The sequence below is a fragment of the Rathayibacter caricis DSM 15933 genome (assembly GCF_003044275.1).
In the GTDB taxonomy this organism is placed as follows: Bacteria; Actinomycetota; Actinomycetes; order Actinomycetales; family Microbacteriaceae; genus Rathayibacter; species Rathayibacter caricis.
This window is the reverse complement of the sequence record NZ_PZPL01000001.1, coordinates 3,792,514-3,814,232: the sequence shown is the minus strand read 5'-3', so window position 1 is coordinate 3,814,232 and position 21,719 is coordinate 3,792,514. Positions and strand designations below refer to the sequence as shown.

The following is a 21,719-nucleotide window of genomic DNA, read 5'->3' as shown; positions in this document are numbered from 1 at the left end:
TCAATGGGGTCGCATGAACGTCCGCTGAGGTCCCCCGCTGCTCCTCCCTCCCGATCGGGCGGGTCTCGATACGCCCCTCCGGGGCTACTCGACCAGCAGGCACGGATCCGCCGCCTCCCTCTTGCTGATCGAGTAGCCCGCGCAGCGGGCGTATCGAGATCCCCCACCGCCGGAATTCCCATCCGCGATCGCACCGCACACCCCTCTAGGAGTACCCATGACGACGACCGCCCCGCGTCGCGCGGAGAGCGCGCCACCGCCTCCGGCCGCGAAGCCCCCGCGCGAGAAGCGCTCGGGCGGCTACTGGCTCTACCTGATCCCCGGGTTCGTGCTCTTCACGTTCATCGTGCTGATCCCGCTCGTGTGGAACGTCTACATCAGCTTCACCTCGTGGCGCGGCATCAAGCCGCCGATCTTCATCGGCCTCGAGAACTGGGTCGAGCTGATGGGCGACGACCAGTTCTGGACGTCGTTCCTCAACTCCGTCTACATGATCATCGCCATGGTGATCGTGCCCACGATCCTCGGCCTCCTGCTCGCCGCGATCCTGTTCGACCTGGTCGGCAAGAAGTTCGGCGGGAAGCTCGCGAGCTTCCTCCGCGCCACCTACTACCTCCCGCAGATCCTCCCCACGGTGATCGCCGCGATCGTCATCGGCTGGATCCTGCGCCCCGACAACGGCGCGCTCAACACGATCCTCGAGGCCGTCGGCCTCGGCTCCCTCTCGCACGACTGGCTGGGCAAGCCCGACACCGCGATGCTCTCGATCATGGTCGTGATGATCTGGGTCCAGCTGGGCTACCCGGTCGTCATCTTCATGGCGGCGCTGCAGCGCGTGGATCCGGAGCTCTACGAGGCCGCGGAGCTCGACGGCGCGAACTGGTTCCAGCGCTTCCGCTGGATCACCGTGTCGATCATCCGCCCCGAGATCTTCGTGGTCACCCTCACCTGCACCATCGCCGCGCTGAAGGTCTTCGGACCGATCTACGCGCTGACCCGCGGCGGGCCGGGCGATTCGACGATCGTGCCGAGCTACTACTCCTACACCGAGTTCTTCCAGAAGCAGCAGGTGGGCTACGGCGCCACCATCGCGACCGCGCTCACGATCGTCATCGTGATCCTGGCCGTGCTGTTCATCCGCGCCCAGGAGCGCGTCGAGCGCAGCGAAGGAGCCCGCTGATGTCGGCCATCGAGACCCTGCCCCTCACGCAGGCGGGCACCGCGGACAGCGACCTGACCACGTCGCGCCGAGCGCCCAAGCCGGCCAAGGGCACCACCAAGCGCACGATCGGCGACTGGGCGATCCTCGTGGTCGCGATCGTCATCGGGCTGGTGATCATCAGCCCGGTGCTGCTGATCCTGCTCAACTCGTTCAAGACCCCCGACGAGTACTCGGCGAACGGGCCGCTCGCGTTCCCGACCGGGCTCTCCTTCGACGGCCTGTCGACCTTCTGGGAGCGGGTGAACTTCCCCGAGAAGCTCGGCAACTCGATCCTGATCTCGGGGTCGGTCGCGATCCTCGCCGTCGCCCTCTCGGTGCTGAACGCCTATGCGATCGGCATCGGCCGGGTGAAGGGCCGCAGCTGGATCATCGTGCTGTTCCTGCTGGCGAACATGCTGCCGCAGGAGGCCCTGCTCTACCCGCTGTACTACATGTTCAAGGCGGTGGGGATCTACGACAGCCAGCTGTCCGTGATCATCATCTTCACGGTCATCCAGTCGGCCTTCGGCACGTACCTGCTCTCGAGCGTCTACGGCACGTTCCCGAAGGAGATCCTCGAGGCCGCGGCGCTGGACGGCGCCTCGAAGTGGCAGGTGCTCACCCGGGTGATCGTGCCGATCTCGCGGCCGACCCTCTCGGTGCTGATGATCTTCTTCTTCATCTGGACCTGGAACGAGTTCCTCATCCCGCTGGTGTTCCTCGTGAGCGACGCGACGCAGACCGTCCCGATCGCGATCTCGAGCCTCCAGGGCGACAAGATCATGGACGTCACGACGACCAGCGCGAGCGCCCTGCTGGGCCTGCTCCCGACGCTGATCTTCTTCCTGATCTTCCAGCGCACGCTGACCCGCGGCATCACCGCCGGCGCGGTCAAGTAGCACCACCACCGCAAGCGGGGGCCCCACCGGCCCCTGCTCCGCGGTGCCCGCACTCCGCACGACGCACGACCACCTCCACCGCCACCAGAGAGGCACACGCATGAAGTTCACCGACGGGTTCTGGCAGACGAGGGCCGGATTCACCGCCCTGTTCGCGCAGGAGGCGTACGACATCCGCGCCACCGGCTCCGCACTGGAGGTGATCGCGCCGACGAAGGTCATCCAGGGCCGCGGCGACGTGCTGAACCGTCCCGCGCTCACCGTCACGGTCTCCTCGCCCGCCGAGGGAGTCGCGAAGGTGCGCATCGAGCACTGGCGCGGCACCGCCACACGGCCCGGCTTCGCCCTGACCGAGGGCTCGGTCGGCGAGGCGAGCGTCACGGAGGCGGGCGGCGTGCTCCGCACGGGCGACCTCGAGGTCCGCGTCGCGCAGGGCGCGCCCTGGTCGCTCGAGTTCTGGGACACCGCGACCGGCACGCGCCTGACCGGCTCCGGCCACAAGTCCCAGGGCTACCTGACCGGACCCGACGGCGATCCCTACGTGCACGAGCAGCTCGACCTCGGAGTCGGCGAGCTCGTCTACGGTCTCGGCGAGCGATTCGGCCCGTTCGTGAAGAACGGCCAGACGGTCGACGTGTGGAACGCCGACGGAGGGACCTCCTCCGAGCAGGCCTACAAGAACGTGCCCTTCTACCTCTCCAACCGCGGCTACGGCGTGCTCGTCAACGACCCCGGCCTCGTCTCGTTCGAGATCGGCTCGGAGTCGGTCGAGCGCGTGCAGTTCTCGGTCGGCGGCGAGGCGCTGGAGTACCTGGTGATCCAGGGCCCGACGAAGAAGGACGTCCTGCGCCGGTACACGGGGCTCGCCGGCCGCCCCTCCGTCGTGCCCGCGTGGAGCTACGGCCTCTGGCTGACCACCAGCTTCACGACGAGCTACGACGAGGACACCGTCAACTCCTTCATCGACGGCTTCGCCGAGCGCGAGCTGCCGCTGTCGGCCTTCCACTTCGACTGCTTCTGGATGCGCGAGTTCCAGTGGACCGACCTCGAGTGGGACTCCCGCACCTTCCCGGACCCCGAGGGCATGCTCGCCCGCCTGCACGACCGGGGCCTGAAGACCTGCGTCTGGATCAACCCGTACATCGCGCAGGCGTCGCCGCTCTTCGCGGAGGGCCGCGAGAAGGGCTACCTGCTGAGGACGACGTCGGGCGACGTCTGGCAGTGGGACCTCTGGGTCGCCGGCATGGCGCTGGTCGACTTCACGAACCCGGACGCGACGCGCTGGTTCCAGGACAAGCTGCGCGTGCTCGTCCGCCAGGGCGTCGACTCCTTCAAGACCGACTTCGGCGAGCGGATCCCGGCCGAGGGCGTGGTCTGGGCCGACGGCACCGACCCGGAGGCGATGCACAACTGGTACACCCAGCTCTACAACCTCGCGGTGCACCAGGTGCTCGTCGAGGAGCTGGGGGAGGGGCGCGCGACGCTCTTCGCCCGCAGCGCCACCGTCGGCGGGCAGGCCCTGCCGGTGCACTGGGGCGGCGACAACACCTCGTCCTACGTCTCGATGGCCGAGACCCTCCGCGGCGGACTCTCGCTCGCGCTCGGCGGCTTCGGCTTCTGGGCGCACGACATCGGCGGCTTCGAGGGAACGCCCGACCCGGGCGTCTTCAAGCGCTGGCTCGCGTTCGGACTGCTCTCCTCGCACTCCCGCCTGCACGGCTCCACCTCGGTCCGCGTGCCGTGGGAGTTCGGCGACGAGGCGGTCGACATCACCCGCCGCTTCACCGAGCTCAAGCTCTCGCTGATGCCGTACCTCTACGCGGCGGGCGCGGAGGCGGCGCGCGAGGGGATCCCGGTGATGCGGCCGATGACGCTCGAGTTCGAGGACGACCGGAACGCGGCGCACCTGGACACGCAGTACATGCTCGGCCGCGACCTGCTGGTCGCCCCGGTCTTCACTCCTGACGGCTCGGTCGAGTTCTACCTGCCCCGCGGACGCTGGACCAGCTGGTGGACCGGTGAGATCGTCGACTCGACGGGGGAGTGGCGCCGCGAGGTCCACGGCTTCGACACCCTGCCGCTCTACGTGCGCGAGGGGGCAGTGGTGCCGGTCGGCTCGCGGACCGACGTCGCGGAGTACGACTACCTCGACGGGCTCGAGCTCCTGGTGTTCCCGGGCGGCGGCGGCGCGCGCGAGGTGCGGGTCGTGGCGCACGACTCCGGGGTCGAGACGGTCTTCACCGTCACCCGCTCGGGTGCCGATGTGAGCGTCGACGGGCCGGAGGGCAGCTGGACCTGGAGCCGCGTCGGCGCCTGAATCGTGCAGAACCTCCGCCGGGAGCGCCTCTCAGTCACCATCGTGCGCGAGAGGGGCTCTCGGCGGACGTTCCGTCGGAACGAGGGCGCCGAGGCCCGCCGATAGGCTGACCCGAGACCAGAGGAGACCGCGGAATGCCCGACCACGCGACGCGCGGCAACACTCTCGACCGGGTCCGGCGCCACAACCTGGCGGCGATCCTGCGCCTCGTGCACCGCGGCGGGCCCCGCTCCCGTTCGCAGCTGACGCGGGCGACCGGGCTGAACCGCTCGACCATCGCCGCCCTCGTGGGCGAGCTGGTCGAGCTCGGCATCGTGCGCGAGCGCGATCCCGACACGCTGAACCAGGTCGGCCGGCCGAGTCCGATCGTCGGGGCCGATCCGCGGGTCGTCGCGTTCGCCGTGAACCCCGAGATCGACGCCGTGACGGTCGCGGTGGTCGGCTTCGACGCGGAGGTGCGCCGCCGCCTCCGCCGCACCGCGCTCGTGCCCACTGCCGAGGCGGCCGCCGCGCTCGCCGCGGACGCGATCGCCGAGCTGCGCGCCGAGCTGCCCGCCGACGCCCGCACGGTCGGCATCGGAGTCGCGGTGCCCGGCCTCGTCCGCGACGCCGACGGCCTCGTCCGCACCGGCCCGCACCTGGGCTGGAGCGACGAGCCGTTCTCGCGGATGCTCGCCGACGCGACCGGGCTCCCCGTCCTCTCGGCGAACGACGCCAACCTCGGCGCCCTGGCCGAGAGCGCGCTCGGCGCCGGCCGCGACGTCTCGCACCTGATCTACCTCAACGGCGGCGCCAGCGGCGTCGGCGCGGGCGTGATCGTCGGAGGCGCTCCGCTGCACGGCATCGACGGCTACGCGGGCGAGATCGGCCACACCCTCGTCAACAGCGCGGGCGTCGACTGCCACTGCGGCGCGGTCGGCTGCCTCGAGACCGAGGTCGGCCGCGCCGAGCTGCTGCGCGTGCTGGGCCTGGAGGAGAGCGAGCGGCTGGAGGAGGCGCTCGCCGCCTCCGAGGACCCGGCGGTCCGCGCGGAGGTCGAGCGCCAGCTCGGCCACCTGGCCGTGGCCCTCCGGAACGTCGTCAACATCTTCAACCCGCAGCTGGTCGTGCTCGGCGGCTTCCTCGGCGCCCTGGTCGGCGTGGCGCCCGGGTTCCTCGAGGAGCGCCTGACCCACGGCGGTCCGTTCCGGGTGGCGCTCGAGTCGGTCCGCATCGCGCGCACCGAGCTCGGCGGCGATCTGCTGATGATCGGAGCGGCCGAGCTCGCGTTCGAGCAGCTGCTCGCCCATCCGCTGGCCGCGCCGCTGCATCCGCTCGCCCCGTGATGACGGGGACTTGGGCGCGGCGGAGGTAAGCGTTTACCCTGCTGGAGGACCACCGGGATCGGGCACCACCGTCGGCGCCCCGGCCCGCACCACCGCTGCGGCGGTCGAAGGAGAGAGCACATGCCCGTTCGCTACGGAGGCGACTACAACCCCGAGCAGTGGCCGAAGGAGGTGTGGCCCGAGGACGTGACCCTGATGAACCGCGCCGGAGTGAATCTCGCGACGGTGGGCGTCTTCTCGTGGGCGCACCTGGAGCCGCGCGACGGCGAGTTCGACTTCGCCTGGCTCGACGAGGTCCTCGACGGCCTGCACGCCGGCGGCGTCCGCGTCGACCTCGCCACCGCCACCGCGTCCCCGCCCCCGTGGCTGAGCCACGAGCACCCCGAGATGCTGCCCGTCACCGCTGACGGCGTGGTCCTCGGAGTCGGCTCGCGCCAGCAGTACGCGCCGTCCTCGCCCGTCTACCGCCGCTACGCCGCGCGCCTCGTCCGGAAGCTGGCCGAGCGCTACGCCGGCCACCCCGCGCTCGAGATGTGGCACATCGGCAACGAGTACGGCTGCCACGTCTCGCACGACTACTCCGAGTCGGCCGTCGTCGCGTTCCGCGAGTGGCTGAGCGCCAAGTACGGCAGCATCGAGGCGCTCAACGAGGCCTGGGGCACCGCCTTCTGGTCGCAGCGCTACTCGAGCTTCGAGGAGGTGCGCCCGCCCGCCGCGATGCCGACCCTGCCGAACCCGACCCAGCGCCTGGACTTCGACCGCTTCTCCTCCCGCCAGCTGCTCGAGTGCTACCTGGCCGAGAAGGAGATCCTGCGCGAGTACTCGCCCGAGACCCCGATCACCACCAACTTCATGGGGCTCTTCAAGCCCGTCGACTACTGGGCATGGGCGCCGCACGTCGACGTCGTGTCCGACGACCTCTACCCCGACCCCGCCGATCCGGAGGCGCCCTTCACCGCCGCGGTCGCCCGCGACCTGATGCGCTCGCTGGGCGAGGGCCGCCCGTGGCTGCTGATGGAGCAGGCGACGAGCGCCGTCAACTGGCGCCGCAGCAACGCCCCGAAGAAGCCCGGCCAGATGCGCGCCTGGAGCTACCAGGTGCTGGGCCGCGGAGCCGACGGCATCCTGTTCTTCCAGTGGCGGCAGTCGCGCGCCGGGGCCGAGAAGTTCCACTCCGGCCTCGTGCCGCACGGCGGCCCCGAGACGCGCGTGTTCCGCGAGGTCGAGGAGCTGGGCGCCGAGCTCGGCCGCCTCGACGAGATCCTGGGCACGGAGGTGGCCGCGCGCGTGGCGATCGTCTTCGACTGGGACAGCTGGTGGTCGATCGAGCAGGACGCCACTCCCGGCGAGATCGACTACGCGGCGCACGTGACCGCCTGGCACCGCGAGTTCACCCGCCGCCACGTCACGGTCGACTTCGTGCGTGCCTCCGGGCCGTTCGACGGCTACGACCTCGTCGTCGCTCCGGCGCTGTTCACCGCGCGAGCGGAGGATCTGGCCGGCCTCGCCGCGTACGCGGAGGGCGGCGGGCACCTCATCACCACGTTCCAGAGCGGCATCACCGACGAGGACGCGCACATCACCGAGGGCGGCTACCTCGGCGCGCTGCAGTCGACGCTCGGCGTGCGCGTCGAGGAGTTCGCTCCGCTCGCCTCCGCCGACGCGTTCTCGGACGATCTTCCCGAGTCCACCGTGACCGGCTCGCTGGCGGGCGCGATCACCCGGTGGCGCGAGTACCTGCACGCCGACGGTGCGGAGGTACTCGCGCGCTTCACCGACGACCTCGACGGCTGGCCCGCGATCACCCGCCGCGAGACGGTGGGAGGCGGCTCCGCCTGGTACGTCGCGACCTGGCCCGCGCCGGAGCTGCTCGGCACGGTCGTCGAGCGCGCGCTCGCCGACGCGGGTGTCGAGGGGATCCTCGCCGAGCCCCTCGAGGGAGTGGAGCTCATCCGCCGCGGCGCGCTCGTCTTCGCGATCAACCACGGGCGCTCGGACGCCGTCGTGCCGATCGCGGGGGTCGACGTGCTGACCGGCGGGCGCGCCGACTCCGTCACCCTCGCGCCCCAGGGGGTCGCACTGCTCCGGGTGGAGTGAGAGCGCTCCCGGTCTCGGATCGCGCCGATCACGTCCTCGCATGGACTGATAGTCGAATCAATTCGACCGAGGGGGAGTACACAGGCGCTCTCGGCGGTTAGCGTGAGGAGCGGTGCACGGATCCGAGGGTCCGGCGCCGCTCCTCGCGGCCGTTCCAGCCGCTCCAGCTCCGCTCCCCGCGCTCCTGCGCAGGAAGGCCTCCGTGACCACCGTCGCCTCGACGCCCACCGGCTCCGTCCCCGTCCACCGCCACCCCGGCGACGCCCTGACCGCGCGTCAGCGGCTCGTCTACATCATCGTTCTGGGAGCGCTCACCGCGCTCGGCCCGTTCACGATCGACCTCTACCTCCCCGCGTTCCCGGTGCTGCAGAGCGAGCTGAACGTGTCCGAGGCGGCGGTGCAGCTGACCCTCACCGGCACGACGCTCGGCTTCGCCCTCGGCCAGCTGATCGTGGGGCCGTGGAGCGACGCGGTCGGGCGCCGGCTGCCGCTGATCCTGGCCACGGCCGTGCACGTGCTCACCTGCATCGGCGCCGCCTTCGCGCCCGACATCGTCTGGCTCGGCGTGTTCCGCGTGCTGATGGGCGCGGGTGCCGCGGCGGGCGGAGTCGTCGCCATGGCGATGGTCCGCGACCTCTTCGGCGGTCGTCCGCTCGTCAAGATGCTCTCCCGCCTCGCCCTGGTGTCGGGTCTCGCTCCCGTCCTCGCCCCGGTGATCGGCTCGCAGCTCCTGCTCGTCATGGACTGGCGCGGAGTCTTCGTCTTCCTCGCCGGCTACGGCCTCGTCGTGATGGTCGCCGTGGCGCTCCTCATCGTCGAGACCCGCCCGCGGACCGCGCGCGACGACCGCGATCGCCGCTCCCTCGCGCAGCGCTACGGCTCGGTGCTCGGCGACCGCCAGTTCGTCGGCGTCGCGGTCATCGGAGGCATGACCTTCGCCGGCCTCTTCACCTACCTCTCGAGCTCCTCCTTCCTCTTCCAGGGCCTCTACGGCTTCGACGCGCAGCAGTACGGCCTGCTCTTCGCGGTCAACTCGCTCGGAGTCGTCTTCGGCGTGCAGGCGTCCTCGCGCCTCAGCCGCCGGGTCGGCCCGCAGTGGATCCTCGCGATCACCACCGTGTCGCTCTTCACGTCGGCCGGGCTGATCGCGCTGTTCGACGTCCTCGGCTTCGGACTCTGGGGCACGCTCGTCCCGCTCTGGCTGTTCATCGCCTCCTGCGGCTTCAGCTTCCCCTGCGTGCAGGTGCTGGGCCTCGTGAACCACGGCAGGGAGGCGGGCACCGCCGCGTCGCTGCTGGGTGCGGTGAACTTCGGAGTCGCCGGCCTGCTCTCGCCGATCTCCGGGATCTTCGGTGCGTCCTCCGCCGTGCCGATGGCCCTGGTCATGATGGCGACCGCGACCGTCTCGATCCTCGCGCTCTGGCTGATCGTCCGCCCGCGGACGGTCGCCGCCCTGCAGGACTGACGCGCGGCTCCTCCTCCCTCGGTGCGATCCGCGGGGCCCCGGTGCGATCCGCAGGGACTTGCACGATCTGCAGGCCCCGGTGCGATCTGCAGGCCTCTGCACGATTCGCAGGCCTCGGTGCGATCTGCAGGCCTCAGTGCGATCTGCAGGGGATCCGGGCGATCCCGACGCCGTTGTCCGGAGGGAAGCGTGTTCCGGCGCGGAACCCCTGCAGATCGCACCGACCGAGGCGCCGTCGTCCGATCTGCAGGCCCCCGCACGATCTGCAGGCATCTGCACGATTCGCAGGGGATCCCGCTGTCGGCGAGGGGTCCCCGCGGAGGAAAGCGAGTTCCCCTCCGGAACCCCTGCAGATCGCGCAGACCCCTGCAGATCGCGCACAGCACCGCCCGAACGCAGCGCCCCGCGCCCGGCGCAAGCCCCCGCAAGGTGAACGGCCATCGCGGCATCATGTCCATATGGTGAACCGCGAGAACCGCCCCCCGACCGAGCCGGCGTCGGCGTCCCCCGACGCGGTGCAGCGCGAGCGGATGACCACGGCCGCGCCGTCCGCGGACCCCGCGGCGACCAAGGTCCTCACGCAGGAGGTCGCGCACCGCGTCTCGCGCCGCTGGCCGCTCATCTCGGCGTCGATCGCCCTGCTGATCACCGTCGTCCTCGCGATCATGATCGCCTACCGCCCCACCACCGCCTTCGGCTTCGACGTCGAGTGGATGGACGAGGTCGTCGAGCACCGCTCGAGCGTCTGGGACATCCCCGCCCTGATCATGAACACGGTCGGCGCCGGCATCACCGGCACCGCGATCATCCCGCTGGCCATCGTGGCCGTCCTGCTCGTGTTCCGGAGGCGCTGGGCCGCGCTGTACTACGCCGTCGCCGCCCTCGTCAGCGTCGGCCTGACGCAGCTCGTCAAGGAGCTCGTCGGCCGCGCCCGCCCCGAGGACATGCTGGTGACCAGCGACTACGGCTCGTTCCCCTCCGGCCACACCGCCAACGCGGCGACGACCGCCATGGTGCTCGCCCTGATCTTCCCGCTGATCTGGGTCTGGATCGCCGGCTTCCTCTACACGATCGCGATGATGGCGAGCCGCACCTACCTCGGCGCCCACTGGCTGAGCGACACGATCGGCGGCCTGCTCCTGGGCGTCGGAGTCGCGCTCGTCGTCTGGGCGCCGCTCGCCGGCCGTCTCCGCAGCGAGAGCGAGCTGCCGCATCCGCCGATCTGGGTGAAGCGCTCGGACGTGCGCTAGGAGCCGAACGAGGCGAGCCCGTCGAGCTCGTTGAACGTGTACACGTGCAGCCCGTGGAGCCGGTCGCCCGCCGCCGCCTCCAGCCGCCCGACGAAGGCGGTCGGGTCGAAGCGGCGGCCGCGCAGCAGCCCGCCCGCGACGGAGGAGCTGCGCGTCAGGAACCCGAGCGACGAGCCCACGCCGATCTTCGCCCCCAGGCTCAGCAGCTTCGCGCGCTCGACCGGTCCCGGGATCCCGGCCCACAGCTCCGCGTCGATGACCTCGGCGCGCAGCGAGTCGGCGTAGCGGGCGACGGCGTCCACGTCGAAGCACATCTGCGTGACGATCGAGCGGATGTAGGGCGCCCGCTCGCGCAGGTGCTTCAGGATGCTGTCGTCCGAGAGGTGCGGGTGCCCCTCCGGGTAGCCGGCGATGCCGACGGCCAGGGCGGGCATGATCTCGAGGGCGTCGCGGAGGAGCTCCAGGCTCGTCGAGTAGGTCCCGCTCGCCTTCTTCGCGTCGCCCGAGACGACGAAGGCCTCGCCGATCCCGGAGTCGCCCAGGCGGCCGAGCGCGCGCTCGAGGGCGGGCCTCCCCTCGACGGTGCGGGCGGCCAGGTGCGGCACGACGCCGAAGCCCAGGGCGGCGAGCTCGATGGCCGCGTCGAGGGTGCGCTCCAGGCCGTGCTTCGGGAGGCTCGTGACGGTCAGCACGACGGCCGACGGGTCGGGGAACGCGCGGCGGGCCCGCTCGGCGATGTCGGCGGTGGGGATGATCTCGAAGCGCGCCCTGGTCACCTGTCCAGCCTCCCACGGCCCGGTGTCGGAGGGTCGCCCTAGCCTGGAGGCGCCCGCCGCACGGCGGCACCGGAGGGAGTCGCATGTACCTGGAGGCCGGCCGCGTGGTCACGAGCCCCACCGACCTCTCGAACTGGGCGGCCTGCGAGTGGGCGGTGCTGCGGCGCTTCGACGCGATGCTCGGCCGGTCCCCGCGGCTCGACCCGGTGGTCGACGCGATGCTCGACCGCACGGCGGTCCTCGGCGACGAGCACGAGCACCGCTTCCTCGACGAGCTGAAGCGCACGCACGAGGTCCTCGAGTTCGAGCGTCCCGAGCCAGCGGGCTACGCGGCGGCCGCCGACGCCGCGATCGAGGCGATGCGCGCCGGAGTCGACGTGCTCTACCAGGCCGTCTTCTTCGACGGCGAGTTCCTCGGCTTCTCCGACTTCCTCCTCCGCACCGACGACGGCGCGTACGAGGTCTACGACACCAAGCTCGCGCGGCACGCCAAGATCCCGGCCCTGCTGCAGCTCGCGGCCTACGCCGAGCAGATGAGCGCCCGCGGCGTCCGGGTCGGCGAGCGGGTCCACCTGGTGCTGGGCGACGGCTCCGTCACCAGTCACGAGCTGGCCTCGATCGCGCCGGTGCAGCGCGTGCAGCGCGCGCGGCTGCGGTCCGTGCTCGCCGAGCGCCTCGCCGCCGCCGAGCCGCTGGCATGGGGCGATGCGCGCTACCTCTCCTGCGGTCGCTGCCCGGTCTGCGCTCCCGAGGTGGCGGCGCACCGCGATCCGATCCTCGTCGCCGGCATGCGGCTCGACCAGCGGGCGAAGCTCGCCGCGGCCGGAGTGACGACCCTCGACGCCCTCGCCGAGCACGTCGGCGCTGTCCCCGGCCTCGGCGCCGGCACCCTCGACTCGCTGCGCGCGCAGGCGCGGCTGCAGGTGCTGTCCGAGTCCTCGTCCGTGCCCGCCGTCGAGCTGATCGACCCCTCCGTCCTCGCCGCCCTGCCCGCTCCCGATCCCGGCGATCTCTTCTTCGACTTCGAAGGCGATCCGCTGCACAGCGAGGACAACCGCGAGTGGGGCCTCGACTACCTCTTCGGCATGGTCGACGACCAGGAGGAGTTCACGGCGTTCTGGGCGCACGACCTCGCCGCCGAGCGGCGCGCGCTCGTCGACTTCCTCGCGTTCCTGCGCGAACGCCGGGCCCGGTACCCGCGGATGCACGTCTACCACTACGCCTCCTACGAGCGCACGCACCTGCTCTCGCTCGCCCTGCGGCACGGCGTCGGCGAGGAGGAGGCCGACCAGCTGCTGCGCGACGGCGTGCTCGTCGACCTCTATCCGGTGGTCCGGCGGGCGCTCCGGGTGGGCTCGCGCAGCTACTCGATCAAGAAGCTCGAGCCGCTCTACATGGGCTCGGAGGAGCGCGACGCGTCCGGAGTGTCGAACGCGGCCGACAGCATCGACGTCTACGTGAAGGCGCGCGCCGCGTTCGCGGACGACCCCGTGAAGGGTCAGCGCGAGCTCGACCTCGTGGCCGAGTACAACGCCTACGACTGCCGGTCGACCCTCCGGCTGCGCGACTGGCTGCTGTCGCTCGCGCCGCCCCGCGACGCGCCGCTGCCGCTCGTCGAGATCGACCTTCCCGTGCCGCGCGAGCCCGACCCCACCGCCGTCGCCCTGCTCGCGCAGGTCGAGGGCGTCGAGCCCTGGGAGCGGACGGCCGACCAGACCGCGCTCGCCCTGGCCGGCGCCGCGATCGACTACCACCGCCGCGAGGCGAAGACCTTCTGGCAGGAGCACTTCGACCGCCTCCGCGAACCGCTCGACGAGTGGGCCGACACGCGCGACGTCGTGATGATCGACCGAGTCGAGGTCGTCCGCGACTGGTCCAAGCTCCCGAAGGCGCGGACGCAGTCGCGCGAGCTGCGGATCCTCGGCCGGCTCGCTCCCGGCAGCCGGCTCGGCACCGGCTCCTCGCCGTACCTCGTCTACGACGCGCCCCCGCCGCCCGGAGCGCCCTCGCCCGGCCCGGGGCTCCGCGGCGCGTCCGACCGCTCCGAGATCCTCGCGGTCGACGACGACGGCGCGCGCATCGTGCTGCTGCTCAAGGAGGGCCTGAAGGCGGGGGAGGACCCGCACGACGACGCGCCCGTCGCGCTCGCCCCCGCCCCGCCTCCGCGCGCGGCCCCGCAGCCCGAGGCCATCGCCGAGTGGGGCGGCGAGGTCCTCGACGCGCTGCCCGAGCTGCTGCCCGACCCCGCGCTCGACGTGCTGCGGCGCAGGCCCCCGCCGCGGTCGCCCCGGTCGAGGGCGACGACGTCATCGGCGCCGTGGTCTCGACGCTCATCGGCCTCGATCGGGCGACCCTCGCCGTGCAGGGCCCGCCCGGCACCGGCAAGACCTACGTCGGCTCGCACGTGATCGCCCGGCTCGTGCGCGAGCACGGCTGGCGCGTCGGCGTGGTCGGTCAGTCCCACTCCGTCGTCGAGAACGTGCTGACGGCGGTCGTGGGCCGCGGAGTCGACCCGTCGCGGGTCGCGAAGGTGCCGAAGAAGGGCGCCTCGGCCGAGTCGCTCGCCGCGGCGGCGTGGGCTCCCGTCACGAACGGCGCCGCCCTCGCGGCGGTGCTCCAGGAGGAGGGCGGCTGCGTCGTCGGCGGCACCGCGTGGACCTTCGCGAACGCCCAGACCGTGCCCCGTCGCTCCCTCGACCTGCTCGTCGTCGACGAGGCGGGTCAGTTCTCGCTCGCGCCGACCATCGCGAGCTCGGTCGCGGCGCAGCGCCTGCTGCTCCTCGGCGATCCGCAGCAGCTCCCGCAGGTCAGCCAGGGCTCGCACCCCGAGCCGGTGGACGAGTCGGCGCTCGGCTGGCTGGCCGACGGCCACGACGTGCTGCCCGCCGAGTACGGCTACTTCCTCGCGCAGACCTACCGGATGCACCCGGCGCTCGCCGCCGCCGTCTCCGAGCTCTCCTACGAGGGCGCCCTGGTGTCCCGGGCCCCCGCCGAGCGCCGCCTCGAAGGGGTGGCGCCGGGGCTGCACTCCGTCCCGGTCGTGCACGCCGGCGACACCACCTCCTCGCCCGACGAGGCGCGCCGCGTGGTCGAGATCGCACTGTCGATGATCGGCCGCACCTGGGTCGACGAGCACGGCGAGCGGAGTCTCACCGCCGCCGACGTCATCGTGGTCGCGCCCTACAACGCCCAGGGCGGGCTGCTCCGCGCCGCGCTCGACGAGGCGGGCCTCGTCGAGACCGCGGTCGGCACCGTCGACCTGTTCCAGGGCAGGGAGGCGGTGGTCGCGATCGTGTCGCTCGCCGCGTCCTCGGGCGCCGACGTCCCGCGCGGCCTCGAGTTCCTCCTCCTGCCGAACCGGTTGAACGTCGCGATCTCGCGGGCGAAGTGGGCCGCGTACCTCGTACACTCGCCCGCCCTCGCGGCCTCCCTGCCCACCTCGCTCACCGGGCTCGAGCGGCTGTCGCGCTTCATCCGCCTCCTCGAGAAGGACGTCGGCGTGGGGGAGTGACGGAATCAGTGGCCGGAAGGCGAGAGGAGCACCGTTCTCGATGGTTCCAGGCGTGGTGGGCGACGTGATCCGTCGCTACGGTAGGGGCATGAGAATCCTCCTGGTCGGCGCCGGCGGCGTCGGCGACGCCTTCGCCCGGATCGCCGCCCGCCGCACGTTCTTCGAGCAGATCATCGTCTGCGACTACGAGCTCGCCCGCGCCGAGCGCACCGTGGCGTGGATCGCCGACCGCCACGGCGTCGACGACCGCTTCGTCGCCGCCCGCATCGACGCCTCCGACGCCGAGAGCGTCGAGACGGTCGCGCGGGCGCACGGAGCGACGCACGTCATGAACGCCGTCGAGCCCAAGTTCGTCCCCACGATCTTCGCGGGCGCCCTCGCGGCCGGCGCCGACTACGTCGACATGGCGATGAGCCTCTCCCGCCCGCACCCCGACGAGCCGCACGCGAAGACCGGCGTCAAGCTCGGCGACGAGCAGTTCGAGGCGGCGGGGGAGTGGGAGTCGCGCGGACGTCTCGCCCTCGTCGGCATGGGCGTCGAGCCCGGCCTGTCGGACGTCTTCGCCCGCTACGCCTCCGATCACCTCTTCGACCGGATCGACGAGCTGGGCGTGCGCGACGGCGCGAACCTCGTGGTCCGCGACGAGAGCGGCGCGGAGGTCTTCGCTCCGTCCTTCTCGATCTGGACGACCATCGAGGAGTGCCTGAACCCTCCGGTCGTCTTCGAGAAGGACCGCGGCTGGTTCACCACGCCGCCCTTCTCGGAGCCCGAGGTGTTCGAGTTCCCCGAGGGCATCGGCCCGGTCGAGTGCGTGAACGTGGAGCACGAGGAGGTGCTGCTGATGCCGCGCTGGCTCGACGCCGAGCGGGTCACCTTCAAGTACGGGCTCGGCGAGCAGTTCATCGGCGTCCTGCGCACACTGAATCTGCTCGGCCTCGACCGCACCGAGCCGATCCGCGTGCGCTCGGCCGAGGGCCCCGTGCTCGTCGCCCCGCGCGACGTGGTCGCCGCGGCGCTGCCCGACCCGGCCGGCATCGGCCCGCGCATGACCGGCAAGACCTGCGCCGGCCTGTGGGTCAGCGGCACGAAGGACGGCGCGCACCGCGAGGTGTACCTCTACCACGTGAGCGACAACGAGTGGACGATGGCCGAGTACGGGGCGCAGTGCGTGGTGTGGCAGACCGCGCTGAACCCGGTCGTGGCCCTCGAGATGCTCGCCACGGGCGCCTGGACGGGAGCGGGAGTGCTCGGCCCGGAGGCGTTCGACGCGGCGCCGTTCCTCGAGCTGATGGCGAGGCCCGTCGAGGAGGGCGGCTACGGCCAGGCCTGGCACGTCCGCGAGGACACGCGAGCCTAGGCTGGTCGCATGAGCATCGACGACGGGCTCGCCTCGGCGAGGGACGACGCACGCGCGGCCCTGGAGGCCGCCCGAGCACTGCAGGCCGAGGCGGCGCGGGCGCTCGAGCGCGCCGAGGCCGCCGCGGCGGCGCTGGGTGCGGTGTCGGGGCCGGAGGAGGCGAGCGCGGTCGTCGACGACGTGCGGCTGGTCGAGGCGGCGCAGGAGGATCCGGTCGCCGCGCCCGCGCCAGTGCCCGCCGGTCCCCTCTCCGAGTCCGCCGTCGACGCCGTCCGCGCCGGCTACGCCTTCGCGGGCCCCGTCCTCGAGCTCGGCGCCCTCGTCAACGGCGAGGCCCGCCCCGAGGTCCCCGTCCGGCTCCCGCTCGGCATGCTCAACCGCCACGGCCTCGTCGTCGGCGCGACCGGCACCGGCAAGACCAAGACGCTGCAGGTCCTCGCCGAGCAGCTCTCCGCGGCCGGCGTCCCCGTCTTCGCCGCCGACATCAAGGGCGATCTCTCCGGCCTCGCGACGCCCGGCACCGGGAACGAGAAGCTCCTCGCCCGCACCCGCACCATCGGGCAGGACTGGCACGCGGAGGCGTCACCCGCCGAGTTCTTCGCGCTCGGCGGCATCGGCACGGGCGTCCCGGTGCGCGCGACCGTCACCGGCTTCGGGCCTCTGCTGCTCTCGAAGGTGCTCGGTCTGAACGCGACCCAGGAGTCGAGCCTGGGCCTCGTCTTCCACTACGCCGAGGGCGAGGGCCTCCCGCTGGTCGACCTCTCCGACCTCCGCGCCGTCCTCACCTACCTCGTCGGCGACGAGGGCAAGGGCGAGCTGGCCGAGCTGGGCGGACTGTCCAAGGCCACCGCGGGCGTGATCCTCCGCGAACTCATCGCCTTCGCCGACCAGGGCGCCGACGTCTTCTTCGGCGAGCCCGAGATCGACACCGCCGAGTTCCTCCGCACCACCGCCGACGGCCGCGGCGTGGTGAGCCTCCTCGAGGTGCCCGGAGTGGCGGACCGGCCCGCGCTCTTCTCGACGTTCCTGATGTGGCTGCTCGCCGACCTCTTCAACGACCTCCCCGAGGTCGGCGACCTCGAGCGCCCGAAGCTCGTCTTCTTCTTCGACGAGGCGCACCTGCTGTTCCGCGACGCCTCGAAGGACTTCCTCGCGGCGATCACCCAGACCGTGCGCCTCATCCGCTCGAAGGGCGTCGGCATCGTCTTCGTCACCCAGACGCCCAAGGACGTGCCGGGCGACGTCCTCGCCCAGCTCGGCTCGCGCATCCAGCACCAGCTCCGCTCGCACACGCCCGACGACGCGAAGGCCCTGAGAGCCACCGTCTCGACCTACCCGGAGTCGGACTACGACCTCGGCGAGACCCTCCAGGCCCTGCCGATCGGCGAGGCGATCGTGACGGTGATGAACGAGCGCGGCGCTCCGACGCCCGTCGCCTGGACGCGGCTGCGCGCCCCGCAGGGCTCCATGTCGCCGACCCCGGAGTCGGAGCGCGAGGCGAGCGTGCAGCGGTCCCCGCTGCTCGCGCGCTACGGCACGCCGCTCGACCGCGACTCCGCCCGCGAGATCCTGACCCGCCGCCTCGACGCCGCGGCCGACGCGGAGGAGGAGCGCCGGGTCGCCGAGGAGCGCGCCGAGGAGGACGCCCGCCTCGCGAAGGAGCAGGCCCGCGCCGCGAAGGAGCGCGCCGCCGCCGACGTCCGCCTCCAGAAGGAGCGCGCCGCCGCCGAGCGCCGCGCCGACGCCGCCGCCGAGCGCACCCGCCGCCGCACCGCCCCCACCACCCGCAGCAGCACCCCGCGCCGCGAGAAGGGCGTCGTCGAGCAGGTCCTCGGCTCCTCGGCGGGCAAGACCCTGCTCCGCGAAGTCGTCCGCGGCATCTTCGGCACCGCCCGCCGCCGCCGCTGACGCGCCCGCCGCCGCCGCTGACGGGGCCGTCTGCGGCGTTGTCGTCGGTCGCGATATCGCCGGTATCGCTCCCTCCTCCGCCTTGCAGCCGCCCGCCGCCGCTGACGGGGCCGTCTGCGGCGTTGTCGTCGGTCGCGATACCGCCGGTATCGCTCCCTCCTCCGCCTTGCAGCCGACCCCGTCAGCGGCGGCGGCCCTGCGGGCGCCTTCCGGGAAGACAGGCGGCCCTGTGGGCGTCCTCTTGCCAGCCGGCGAAGCGGGCGCCGCTAACGCCCGCGTGTTAGCGTCACTACTCGTGACCGAGAGCCCGAGCACCCGAGACCGCATCCTCCGGGCGACCGCCGAGCTCCTGGCCGAGGGCGGCCGCGACGCCGTCTCGACGCGCGCCATCAGCTCCGCGGCCGGCGTGCAGGCGCCCACCATCTACCGCACCTTCGGCGATCTCCGCGGCCTCCTCGACTCGGTCGTCGCCGCGGCCGTCGCCGACGCCCTCGCCGACTTCGAGCGGAGCGACGCCCCGGCCGATCCCGTCGACGCCCTCCGCGCGGCCTGGGACCAGCACGTCGCGTTCGGGCTCGCGCAACCGCACCTCTACGCGCTGATGTTCACCGCCCGGCCGGGGGAGGAGTCCGAGGCCGCTCGCCTCGCCGGCGGCGTCCTGCTCGCGCACGTGCGCGCCGTCGCCGAGGCCGGCCGCCTCACCGTCGACGTCGAGCACGCCGCCCGGCTCCTGCAGTCCGCGGCCCTCGGCTGCACGTTGACCCTGACCGCCGGGCGCGACTCCGACGACGACCTCTCCTCCCGGTCCCGCGAGGCGGTCCTGACGGCGATCACGACCTCGGAGGCGGGACCGACCGATCCCGCGGCCCGCGCCCTCGTCGCGCACGCGGTCGCCCTGCGCGCGGTGCTCGGCTCGGTCGACGCCCTGAGCGAGGCCGAGCGGATGCTGCTCGAGGAGTGGCTCGTCCGCATCGCCCGCTGAGAGCGGACCCGCCGGAAGCGGCGCACGGGTTAACGAAAACGGTGCCCGTGCTGGCGAGAGCAACGGACACCGTTCGCGGAGGATGGGGGATTCGAACCCCCGAGGGCTTTCACCCAACACGCTTTCCAAGCGTGCGCCATAGGCCACTAGGCGAATCCTCCAGGCGCGACCGTGATCGCGACCTCATGCACACTACACGGAACGGGCGCCCCCTGCAGACCACCGGGCGCTCCTGAGCCCCGCCGGATCGGGTTAGACTGTCTCCCGGCTCCCCGCGTGGCGCCATCCAGGCCAACTCCCCCAGGGCGGAAACGCAGCAAGGGTAACCGGGCTCTGGCGGGTGCGCGGGGGGTCTTCTTCCGTTAAACAGGACGCGTACCGCTCCTCCGCAGGCCGCACCTCGTGCACGCCCTCCCATCCTGAAGCGACTGCCCAGTCTCGACGCGGGCCCCGTCGGTAGGGTGGCTCCGATGGTCCAGAGCATCTACATCTCGTCCGCCGAAGGTCACTCCGGCAAGTCCACGGTCGCCCTCGGCGTCCTCGATGTGCTCAGCAGCCAGGTGCAGCGGGTGGGCGTCTTCCGCCCGATCGCGCGCTCCACCTCCGAGCCCGACTACGTGCTCGAGATGCTGCTCGGCCACTCCGATTCGGGTCTCGCCTACGAGGACTGCATCGGCGTCACCTACGAGGACGTGCACGCCGACGGCGAGGCCGCGCTGTCGCGGATCGTCGAGCGGTACAAGGGCGTCGAGGCGCAGTGCGACGCGGTCGTCATCCTCGGCTCCGACTACACCGACGTCGGCAGCCCCACCGAGCTGGGCTACAACGCCCGCATCGCGGCCAACCTGGGCGCCCCGGTGCTGCTGGTGCTGACCGGTCGCGACCCCTCCCGAAGCGAGCAGCTCGGCCAGGCGCCCGCGCGCACTCCCGAGGAGATGCGCCAGATCACCGAGCTCGCCTCGGTCGAGCTGCGCACCGCGCACGCCTCCCTGATCGGAGTGATCGCGAACCGCGCAGATCCCGAGACCGCTCCGAACGCGGTCGCGGCGATCCGCGAGGTCCTGCCGGAAGGCGTCCCCGTCTGGGCGATCCCCGAGGATCCGTTCCTCGTCGCTCCCAGCGTCTCCCGTCTCGTCGAGGCGGTCGACGGCGTCGTCGTCGCGGGCGATCCCGAACTGCTCGGCCGCGAGGCGCTCGGCGTCGTCGTCGCCGGCATGTCGATGGTCAACGTGCTCCCGCGCCTGATGGAGGGCGGGGTCGTCATCGTCCCGGGCGACCGCCCCGAGGTCGTCCTCGCCGTGATCATGGCGCACGCCTCGGGCAACTTCCCGACGGTCTCGGCCATCATCCTCAACGGCGGCTTCGAGCTGCCGGAGCCGATCGTCCGGCTGATCGAGGGCGTCGACACCCGGCTCCCGATCGTCATGACCGAGCTCGGCACCTACGACACCGCGGTGCGCGTCACCGCGGCCCGCGGGCGCCTGGCGGCCGACTCGCCGCGCAAGCGCGACACATCCCTCGCCCTGTTCCACCAGACGATCGACGCGGTCGAGCTGCTGACCCTCCTCGACGTCGGCCGCTCCGAGGTCGTCACGCCGCTCATGTTCGAGTACGGCCTGATCGAGCGGGCGCGCATCGCCGACCGGCACATCGTGCTCCCCGAGGGCGGCGACGACCGCATCCTCCGCGCCGCGGCGACAGTGCTGAAGCGCGGCATCGCCCGCCTGACGATCCTCGGCGAGGAGTCGGAGGTCCGCGGCCGCGCCGCCGGGCTCGGCCTCGACATCGACGGCGCCCGTGTCCTGAGCGTGCTCGACCCCGAGCACCGAGCCCGGTTCGCCGAGGAGTACGCCCGCATCCGCGCGCACAAGGGCATCACCTACGACCACGCGTTCGACACCGTCACCGACGTGTCCTACTTCGGCACGATGATGGTGCAGCTCGGCCTCGCCGACGGCATGGTCTCGGGAGCCGCGCACACGACGGCGCACACCATCCGCCCCGGCTTCGAGATCATCAAGACCAGCCCCGGCGTCTCGGTCGTCTCGAGCGTGTTCCTCATGGCGCTCGCCGACCGCGTGCTCGTCTACGGCGACTGCGCGGTGAACCCCGACCCGACCGAGGCTCAGCTCGCCGACATCGCGATCTCCTCGGCCGAGACCGCCCAGCAGTTCGGCATCGACCCCCGCATCGCGATGCTCTCGTACTCCACGGGCGAGAGCGGAGCAGGAGCCGACGTCGAGAAGGTGCGCGCCGCCACCGCGCTCGTCCGCGAGCGCCGCCCCGACCTGCTCGTCGAGGGCCCGATCCAGTACGACGCGGCAGCGGATGCGGCGGTCGCCGCCTCGAAGATGCCCGGGTCGCAGGTGGCCGGCCGCGCGACGGTGTTCATCTTCCCCGACCTCAACACGGGCAACAACACCTACAAGGCCGTGCAGCGCTCGGCCGGCGCGGTCGCCATCGGCCCGGTGCTGCAGGGGCTGCGCAAGCCGGTCAACGACCTCAGCCGCGGCGCCCTCGTCCAGGACATCGTCAACACCGTCGCGATCACGGCCATCCAGGCCGCGACGCAGGCGATCGTCCCGCCCACCTCCGCCATCCCCGTCGTGCGCTGACGTCACCCGCGTCACC

General features: G+C 72.3%; 14 protein-coding genes, 1 tRNA gene and 1 other RNA gene. 14 read left to right on the top strand and 2 right to left on the bottom strand.

Annotated features, from left to right (window positions below; genetic code table 11):
- Nucleotides 1–217 precede the first annotated feature (217 nt).
- The 7 genes from C1I63_RS17765 (at nt 218) to C1I63_RS17735 (ending at nt 10,554) form a co-directional block, all read left to right on the top strand.
- Entirely contained in the window at nt 218–1,180 is a 963-nt protein-coding gene (locus C1I63_RS17765; RefSeq protein WP_056867832.1) for a carbohydrate ABC transporter permease, read from the top strand.
- Nucleotides 1,180–2,100, top strand: coding sequence for a carbohydrate ABC transporter permease (locus tag C1I63_RS17760; RefSeq protein ID WP_107575628.1), 921 nt, complete (start codon nt 1,180–1,182; stop codon nt 2,098–2,100). Before C1I63_RS17765 ends, C1I63_RS17760 begins: the two co-directional genes overlap by 1 nt.
- A gap of 100 nt (nt 2,101–2,200) precedes the next feature.
- Nucleotides 2,201–4,417: an alpha-xylosidase gene (gene yicI, locus C1I63_RS17755; protein WP_107575627.1), complete on the top strand. Its 2,217-nt coding sequence runs from the start codon at nt 2,201–2,203 to the stop codon at nt 4,415–4,417.
- A gap of 134 nt (nt 4,418–4,551) precedes the next feature.
- On the top strand, nt 4,552–5,742 hold the full coding sequence (locus C1I63_RS17750) for an ROK family transcriptional regulator (RefSeq protein WP_107575626.1): 1,191 nt from the start codon (nt 4,552–4,554) through the stop codon (nt 5,740–5,742).
- A gap of 120 nt (nt 5,743–5,862) precedes the next feature.
- Nucleotides 5,863–7,839 (top strand): beta-galactosidase, encoded by a 1,977-nt coding sequence (locus tag C1I63_RS17745; RefSeq protein ID WP_107575625.1) that lies wholly within the window; start codon nt 5,863–5,865, stop codon nt 7,837–7,839.
- Between the two features lie 202 nt (nt 7,840–8,041).
- Nucleotides 8,042–9,304, top strand: coding sequence for a multidrug effflux MFS transporter (locus C1I63_RS17740; RefSeq protein WP_055791617.1), 1,263 nt, complete (start codon nt 8,042–8,044; stop codon nt 9,302–9,304).
- 458 nt (nt 9,305–9,762) lie between these two features.
- Nucleotides 9,763–10,554: a phosphatase PAP2 family protein gene (locus C1I63_RS17735; RefSeq protein ID WP_235577232.1), complete on the top strand. Its 792-nt coding sequence runs from the start codon at nt 9,763–9,765 to the stop codon at nt 10,552–10,554.
- On the opposite strand, the gene C1I63_RS17730 is transcribed toward C1I63_RS17735, so the two are convergent.
- A complete protein-coding gene (locus C1I63_RS17730) occupies nt 10,551–11,330 on the bottom strand; it encodes a methylenetetrahydrofolate reductase (RefSeq protein ID WP_107575624.1) in 780 nt (259 codons plus the stop codon). The two genes, C1I63_RS17735 and C1I63_RS17730, sit on opposite strands and share 4 nt — an antisense overlap.
- Before the next feature lie 83 nt (nt 11,331–11,413).
- On the opposite strand from C1I63_RS17730, the gene C1I63_RS17725 reads away from it, so the two are divergent.
- The 5 genes from C1I63_RS17725 (at nt 11,414) to C1I63_RS17710 (ending at nt 19,088) form a co-directional block, all read left to right on the top strand.
- The gene (locus C1I63_RS17725) at nt 11,414–13,738 is read left to right on the top strand and encodes a TM0106 family RecB-like putative nuclease (RefSeq protein WP_342353117.1); all 2,325 of its coding nucleotides are present in this window, start codon (nt 11,414–11,416) and stop codon (nt 13,736–13,738) included.
- Entirely contained in the window at nt 13,648–14,841 is a 1,194-nt protein-coding gene (locus C1I63_RS20370) for a DEAD/DEAH box helicase (RefSeq protein ID WP_342353116.1), read from the top strand. The genes C1I63_RS17725 and C1I63_RS20370 overlap by 91 nt, the downstream gene beginning before the upstream one ends.
- A gap of 88 nt (nt 14,842–14,929) precedes the next feature.
- The gene (locus tag C1I63_RS17720) at nt 14,930–16,198 is read left to right on the top strand and encodes a saccharopine dehydrogenase family protein (RefSeq protein WP_107575947.1); all 1,269 of its coding nucleotides are present in this window, start codon (nt 14,930–14,932) and stop codon (nt 16,196–16,198) included.
- Nucleotides 16,199–16,207: 9 nt separating this feature from the next.
- A complete protein-coding gene (locus tag C1I63_RS17715) occupies nt 16,208–18,106 on the top strand; it encodes a helicase HerA-like domain-containing protein (RefSeq protein ID WP_107575623.1) in 1,899 nt (632 codons plus the stop codon).
- 295 nt (nt 18,107–18,401) lie between these two features.
- Entirely contained in the window at nt 18,402–19,088 is a 687-nt protein-coding gene (locus tag C1I63_RS17710) for a TetR/AcrR family transcriptional regulator (RefSeq protein ID WP_107575622.1), read from the top strand.
- A 76-nt stretch (nt 19,089–19,164) separates the two neighbouring features.
- Here C1I63_RS17710 and C1I63_RS17705 read toward each other — a convergent pair.
- Nucleotides 19,165–19,249, bottom strand: a tRNA-Ser gene (locus tag C1I63_RS17705).
- A gap of 102 nt (nt 19,250–19,351) precedes the next feature.
- On the opposite strand from C1I63_RS17705, the gene ffs reads away from it, so the two are divergent.
- Nucleotides 19,352–19,448: signal recognition particle sRNA small type (gene ffs, locus C1I63_RS17700), an RNA gene on the top strand.
- A gap of 110 nt (nt 19,449–19,558) precedes the next feature.
- Nucleotides 19,559–21,703, top strand: coding sequence for a phosphate acetyltransferase (pta, locus tag C1I63_RS17695; protein WP_107575621.1), 2,145 nt, complete (start codon nt 19,559–19,561; stop codon nt 21,701–21,703).
- Nucleotides 21,704–21,719 lie beyond the last annotated feature (16 nt).

Bases quoted from the DNA above. Each gene is read 5' to 3' on its own strand.
- C1I63_RS17735 (WP_235577232.1), top strand. From the start codon at position 9,763: ATGGTGAACCGCGAGAACCGCCCCCCGACCGAGCCGGCGTCGGCGTCC.
- C1I63_RS17725 (WP_342353117.1), top strand. From the start codon at position 11,414: ATGTACCTGGAGGCCGGCCGCGTGGTCACGAGCCCCACCGACCTCTCG.
- C1I63_RS17760 (WP_107575628.1), top strand. From the start codon at position 1,180: ATGTCGGCCATCGAGACCCTGCCCCTCACGCAGGCGGGCACCGCGGAC.
- C1I63_RS17720 (WP_107575947.1), top strand. From the start codon at position 14,930: ATGAGAATCCTCCTGGTCGGCGCCGGCGGCGTCGGCGACGCCTTCGCC.
- C1I63_RS17715 (WP_107575623.1), top strand. From the start codon at position 16,208: ATGAGCATCGACGACGGGCTCGCCTCGGCGAGGGACGACGCACGCGCG.
- C1I63_RS17750 (WP_107575626.1), top strand. From the start codon at position 4,552: ATGCCCGACCACGCGACGCGCGGCAACACTCTCGACCGGGTCCGGCGC.
- C1I63_RS17745 (WP_107575625.1), top strand. From the start codon at position 5,863: ATGCCCGTTCGCTACGGAGGCGACTACAACCCCGAGCAGTGGCCGAAG.
- yicI (WP_107575627.1), top strand. From the start codon at position 2,201: ATGAAGTTCACCGACGGGTTCTGGCAGACGAGGGCCGGATTCACCGCC.
- pta (WP_107575621.1), top strand. From the start codon at position 19,559: ATGGTCCAGAGCATCTACATCTCGTCCGCCGAAGGTCACTCCGGCAAG.
- C1I63_RS17765 (WP_056867832.1), top strand. From the start codon at position 218: ATGACGACGACCGCCCCGCGTCGCGCGGAGAGCGCGCCACCGCCTCCG.